Origin of the sequence: Streptomyces swartbergensis, from assembly GCF_002148965.1 — a bacterium.
Lineage (GTDB): Bacteria > Actinomycetota > Actinomycetes > Streptomycetales > Streptomycetaceae > Streptomyces > Streptomyces swartbergensis.
Map to the genome: position 1 here is coordinate 1 of NZ_NGFN01000461.1, position 5,694 is coordinate 5,694.

Annotated in this window: 6 protein-coding genes; 3 read left to right on the forward strand and 3 right to left on the reverse strand. The window is 69.2% G+C overall.

Annotated elements, in window-relative coordinates:
• Both CA983_RS39885 and CA983_RS39890 read left to right on the forward strand, forming a co-directional pair.
• Positions 1 to 266 (forward strand): response regulator transcription factor (locus CA983_RS39885; protein WP_143645714.1); only part of this gene is annotated, 266 nt, incomplete at its 5' end.
• A gap of 186 nt (positions 267 to 452) precedes the next feature.
• Complete coding sequence (locus tag CA983_RS39890) at positions 453 to 1,742, forward strand: ribonuclease D (protein WP_086605580.1); 1,290 nt, start codon at positions 453 to 455, stop codon at positions 1,740 to 1,742.
• A 55-nt stretch (positions 1,743 to 1,797) separates the two neighbouring features.
• Here CA983_RS39890 and CA983_RS39895 read toward each other — a convergent pair whose 3' ends face one another.
• From CA983_RS39895 to CA983_RS39905, 3 genes are read right to left on the reverse strand one after another with little or no spacing between them, the layout of a single operon-like run.
• Positions 1,798 to 2,628, reverse strand: coding sequence for a carbohydrate ABC transporter permease (locus CA983_RS39895; protein ID WP_086605581.1), 831 nt, complete (start codon positions 2,626 to 2,628; stop codon positions 1,798 to 1,800).
• Entirely contained in the window at positions 2,625 to 3,575 is a 951-nt protein-coding gene (locus CA983_RS39900; RefSeq protein ID WP_086605582.1) for a carbohydrate ABC transporter permease, read from the reverse strand. Before CA983_RS39900 ends, CA983_RS39895 begins: the two co-directional genes overlap by 4 nt.
• A complete protein-coding gene (locus CA983_RS39905; protein ID WP_086605583.1) occupies positions 3,575 to 4,888 on the reverse strand; it encodes an ABC transporter substrate-binding protein in 1,314 nt (437 codons plus the stop codon). The genes CA983_RS39900 and CA983_RS39905 overlap by 1 nt, the downstream gene beginning before the upstream one ends.
• Before the next feature lie 163 nt (positions 4,889 to 5,051).
• Here CA983_RS39905 and CA983_RS39910 point away from each other — a divergent pair.
• On the forward strand, positions 5,052 to 5,694 hold a 643-nt coding region (locus CA983_RS39910; protein ID WP_425276504.1), incomplete at its 3' end, for a glycosyl hydrolase 2 galactose-binding domain-containing protein.

Genomic DNA, 5,694 nt, shown 5'->3' on the forward strand with positions numbered 1-5,694 from the left:
CCCCCATCGGCGCCGCCGCCGCACGCCTGCACCGCCGCCCCCCGGGTGCCCCGAGCCACCCGGGCGGCTACCGCGAGCTCTCCGGCCGCGAGGTCGAGGTACTGCGGCTGGTCGCGGAGGGCCAGTCGAACAAGGCGATCGGCGTCTCGATGGGCCTGTCCGCACTGACCGTCAAGAGCCACCTCGCCCGCATCGCCCGCAAGCTCGGCACGGGCGACCGCGCCGGGATGGTCGCGGTGGCGCTGCGGACGGGAATCATCCACTGAATCGCTCCCTGATGACCCTTTGTGATCATTCACTCACGTGAACGGGCCCGACAGCGGGTCCCCTACATGTCACTCACGGTTCGTGAATCCGCCATTTCCCCGACCTGACTGGTTTGCGACCCCCGGGCGCCCGCCGACGGAACGTTCCGTCGGCGGGCGCTGTCCATACATGGATACCCTTGACAGGTGACCGACGCCCACGAGACCGCAGCAGACAGCTCACTGCGAACCACCGGAGGCGCTCCTCCGGACGACGACGGATCTTCTGCTACGGAGGCGCCGATCCCTTTGCTGGAACCACGTGAGGGCATTCCGCCCGTGATCGCCGACGAGGCTGCCCTGGCCCGGGTGATCGCCGCCTTCGAGGCGGGCTCCGGCCCGGTCGCCGTCGACGCCGAGCGGGCGTCCGGCTACCGCTACGGCCAGCGCGCCTACCTCGTCCAGCTGCGCCGCCAGGGCGCCGGGACGGCTCTGATCGACCCCGTCGCCTGCCCCGACCTGTCCGCCCTGGGCGAGGCCCTGTCCGGCGTCGAGTGGGTGCTGCACGCCGCCACCCAGGACCTGCCCTGCCTGCGCGAGATAGGCATGGTGCCGACGCGGCTGTTCGACACGGAGCTGGCCGGGCGGCTCGCCGGGTTCCCCCGGGTCGGCCTCGGCGCGATGGTCGAGGGCGTCCTCGGCTTCGTCCTGGAGAAGGGGCACTCCGCCGTCGACTGGTCGACCCGGCCGCTGCCGGAGCCCTGGCTGCGGTACGCGGCCCTGGACGTCGAGCTGCTCGTCGACCTGCGCGACGCGCTGGAGAAGGAGCTGGACCGGCAGGGCAAGCTGGAGTGGGCCCGCCAGGAGTTCGACGCGATCGCCTCCGCTCCCCCGCCGGAGCCGCGCAAGGACCCCTGGCGGCGTACGTCCGGCATGCACAAGGTGCGCCGGCGGCGGCAGCTGGCCGTCGTACGGGAGCTGTGGCAGACCCGGGACCGGATCGCGCAGCGGCGGGACGTCTCGCCCGGCAAGGTGCTCGGGGACACGGCGATCGTGGAGGCCGCGCTGGCGGTTCCGGCCAACGTGCACGCGCTGGCCGCGCTGAACGGTTTCGGACACCGGATGAGCAAGCGACAGCTGGAGCAGTGGCAGGCGGCCGTGGACCGGGCCAAGGCGTTGAGCGAGGCGCAGTTGCCGCAGCCGGGGCAGCCGGTGACCGGGCCTCCGCCGCCGCGGGCCTGGGCCGACAAGGACCCTGTCGCCGCGGCTCGGCTGTCCGCGGCCCGGGCGGGGGTTTCGGCGCTGGCCGAGCAGCTGAACATGCCGCAGGAGAATCTGATCACGCCGGACACCGTGCGGCGGGTGTGCTGGGAGCCGCCGGCGGTGGTGGACGCCGAGTCCGTGGCGGCCGCGCTTGCCGGGTATGGCGCGCGGCCGTGGCAGGTGGAGCTGGTGACACCGGTGTTGGTGGAGGCTCTGTCCGTCGAGGAGGCCTAGCCGCCGCAGAGCTCGTCGTCGTACGGCGGCTGCGCGCCCCTGAGCGGCAGGTTCCCTACTTCGTGGCACCTCGCGTGAAGCCGTTGTAGATGAACCGCTGGAGGAACAGGAAGACGATCAGCGTCGGGACGATGACGAGGATCGCGCCTGCCGAGATGGTCTCCCAGTGGGCTCCGAAGGGGCCCTTGAAGCGGAACAGGGACGTCGAGATCACGCCAAGATCTTCGGAGGGCATGTAAAGGAAGGGGATGTAGAAGTCGTTGTAGACGTTGATCCCCTTCACGATCACAACGGTCGCGATCGCGGGCTTGAGCAGCGGGAAGATGACCTTCCGGTAGACCGTGAAGGCGTTGGCGCCGTCGATGCGGGCCGACTCGTCCAGGGAGACGGGGATGGACCGGACGAACTGCAGGAAGATGTAGATCGACACGATGTCCGTGCCCATGTAGAGCGCGACCGGCGCCCAGAGGCTGTCGAACATCCCGAGGCTGTTGACGATCTGGAAGGTGGCCACCTGGGTGGTCACTCCGGGGACCAGCGCGGCGACCAGGAACAGGGCCAGCACCAGCTTCCGGAAGCGGAACCGGAAGCGGTCGATGGCGTACGCCGTCATCGAGCCGATGAGGACCGTGCCCCCGATGGCGACGACCAGGATGACCGCCGTGTTCCCGAACGCCGAGAGCATCCGGCCGTCCTGGAACGCCGTCACGTAGTTGTCGAAGTTGAGCGGGTCGTCGGGCAGCGTGAGGGCGCCGCTGTCGTCCGCCATCTCCCCGGAGGTCTTCAGCGACGTCAGGAAGACCACGGTGAGCGGCAGGAGCACGACCAGCGTCGCGAGGACCAGGGACAGGTACACCAGGGCACGGGCCACGGCACGGCGCGTCATACGAGGTCCACCTTGTCGTCCGGGACGAGGCGCCGCTGCACCCAGGTCACCACCAGGATGATCAGCAGCAGCACGACGGCCGCCGCCGAGGCGAGGCCCGTCTTGTTGAACTGGAAGGCCAGCTTCACGGTCTGGATCACGAAGGTCTCGGTGCCGGTCGCGCCGCCGGTCATGATGTACGGGATCTCGAAGACGGACAGCGACCCGGAGACGGACAGGATCACCGACAGGCTCAGCACGGGCCGGATGCCGGGCGCGATGATGTGGCGGAACTGCTGCCAGCGGTTCGCCCCGTCCAGTTCGGCCGCCTCGTACAGCTCCCCCGGGATGGACTGGATCGCGCCGAGGAAGAGGACGAAGTTCAGGCCCATATAGCGCCAGACGGAGACGCCGGCGAGGGAGACGTTGGCCGAGGCGGGTGTGCCCAGCCAGGCGCGGTCGCCGTCGTAGCCGACGAGGCGCAGGATCGCGTCGAGGGTGCCGCCGTCCTGGAAGAAGTACAGGAAGACGAAGCCGATCGCGACGCCGTTGATCAGGTACGGGAAGAAGAGCACGCCCTTGAAGAAGGTGCGGAAGCGGACGTTGAAGCTCAGGACGGTGGCGAAGTAGAGGGCGGCGCCGATCTGCACCACGGACGCGGCGAGGTAGTAGCCGCTGACGAAGAACACCTCGAACAGCTCGGGGCGGGTGAAGAGTTCGGCGTAGTTCTCGGCGCCCGTCCAGTGCAGTTCGGGGCTGACGCCGTCCCAGTCGGTGAAGCTGTACGCGACCATGTTGACGATCGGCGCGTAGGTGAAGGCGATCAGCAGGACGAGCGGGGCGATCAGGAACAGCCAGGGGGTCACGCCCCGCCACCGCCGCGCCCGGCGCGCGGCGGTGGGCGGTGTCGGCCCGGCGGGCGCGGCCGGCGGCACCGGCCGCGCCGCCTTCCGGGTGGTGTCGGTCATCAGGACCCCAGGTTCTTCCGCGCCTCGGTCCACTTCTCGCCCAGCCCGGTCAGGAAGTCGTCCAGGCTGCCCTTGCGGGCACCGCGGGCGAGGTCGACGAGCTCCTGGCGGTAGTCGGGCTTGTAGATGCCGACCTCGGACTGGTTGTCGATGGACTTCACCTCGGCGCCCTTGGTGTCGTCCAGGTCGAGGAGCTTCACGCCCGCCTCCTCGTAGGGCTTGAGGACGTCGGGCAGCGGGGCGTCCTTGAGGGGCGAGAGGGCCAGGTTGGCGTCCGCGTAGCCGGACTTGTCGGTGAACCAGTCGATCCAGGCGCGGGCGGCGGCCTTGTGGTCGGAGTTGACGTTGACGGCCTGGTTGTAGTCGGGCAGCGTCACCGCGCAGAACGTGCCGTTCTTCTGGGCGGGGAAGGGCATGAACCCGATGTCGTCCGGGTCAGCGCCGGCCTGCTTGGCCGCGCCCTGCATCTGGATGACCGCCCAGGAGCCGAGCCACATCGTGGCGATCTCACCCTTCGCCAGGCGGGGTTTGGACGCCTCCCAGTTGGTGGTCGTCGGGTCCTTCTCGATGAGATCCGAGTGCACGATGTCGTAGAGGAGCGTATCGGCGGTCCGGAGATCGGCGCCCTCGGCCCAGGGGTCGCCCTCGGCGAGCTTCGTGGTGGCCTGCTCGTCGCAGCTGACCGAGCCGTTGGCCTGCGTCCACTGGGTGAGCGGCCACATGTCCTTGAAGTTCGTGTAGTAGGGGATCGCGTCGGTCTTCGACTTGATCGCCTTCAGGTCGTCGAGGAACTCGTCCGGCGTCGTGGGCCAGTCGGTGATCCCGGCCTGCTGCCACACCTTCTTGTTGTAGATGAAGCCCGGGACGGCACCGAGCGGGCTCTGCCCGTAGACCTTGCCGTCGACGGCGGTGTAGTCGGTGAAGCGGTATTTCTTGCTCCGCTCGGCCTGGGTGCCGAGGGAGGCGAAGAACTTCGGGTAGTCCTTCTTCTCGATCACGGCCGGGATCATCAGCACGTCGCCGTAGTTCTCCGTGTTCATACGGATCTTGACCTCGCCCTCGTAGTCGGTGAGGCCCTCGAACTCGACCTTCACCTTGGGGTAGGTCTTGTTGAACTCGGCTGCGTACTTCTTCATCGTCCCGTCCTGCACGAGGTCGGTCCGATGGGTGAGGACGGTGATGGTCCCGTCGACCTTGGCGGGATCGTCGGGCGCGTCGGCGTCCGCGCCCTTCGAGGTGCCTCCGGTGCCGGTACAGCCCGAGGCCAGCAGGGCGGCGCCCACGGCGAGGGCGAGGACGGTACGGCGGTTCATGTGCATCAGCTCCGTTCGCGGAGAGGAACTCGGGACGGAAGAGCACGTGCGGTATGGCTGGTTCGGCACTCTGACAGCGCTTTCTCAACCGGTAAAGTCCCATTCCCGCCAACGCTGCGAAACCTGTACACGCCTCTTCACTGGACCGGTTTAGGGAGTGCGCATGCTGGATGCCACACCGCTCGGCGACGGATGGATCCTGCGGCACGAGCCGGACGCGCTCCCGGCCTCGGTGCCGGGCTGCGTGCACACCGACCTGATGGCGGCCGGGGTGATCCCGGACCCGTTCCTGGGCCTGGGCGAGTCCGAAGTGGCGTGGGTGGGGCGCCGGGACTGGACGTACGAGCGCGAGCTCACCAGCGCGTCCGCACAGGAGCAGACCGACCTGGTCTTCGACGGGCTCGACACCGTCGCCGAGATCTCCCTGGACGGGCGGCTGCTGGGGAAGGTGCGGAACATGCACCGCTCGTACCGGTTCGACGTGACGGGGCTGTCCGGGCGGCTGTCCGTGCGGTTCGTCTCCGCCTACGCCGAGGCCGAGGCCGTGCGGGGGCGGCTGGGTGAGCGGCCCGCCGCCTACGCCGAGCCCTACCAGTACCTGCGCAAGATGGCCTGCTCCTTCGGCTGGGACTGGGGGCCGACCCTGGTGACGGCCGGGATCTGGCGGCCGGTGCGCCTGGAGCACTGGTCGACGGCCCGGATCGCCCGGGTGCGTCCGCTGGTCACGGTCGACGAGGGCGTGGGGGTCGTCGAGTTGGCCGTGGACGTCGAGCGGACCCGGGTCGAGGCGCCGCTCGTCCTGGAGG

Excerpts from the sequence above, each read along its gene's own strand:
- CA983_RS39895 (WP_086605581.1), bottom strand. The coding sequence starts at position 2,628 with ATGACGCGCCGTGCCGTGGCCCGTGCCCTGGTGTACCTGTCCCTGGTC.
- CA983_RS39900 (WP_086605582.1), bottom strand. The coding sequence starts at position 3,575 with ATGACCGACACCACCCGGAAGGCGGCGCGGCCGGTGCCGCCGGCCGCG.
- CA983_RS39905 (WP_086605583.1), bottom strand. The coding sequence starts at position 4,888 with ATGAACCGCCGTACCGTCCTCGCCCTCGCCGTGGGCGCCGCCCTGCTG.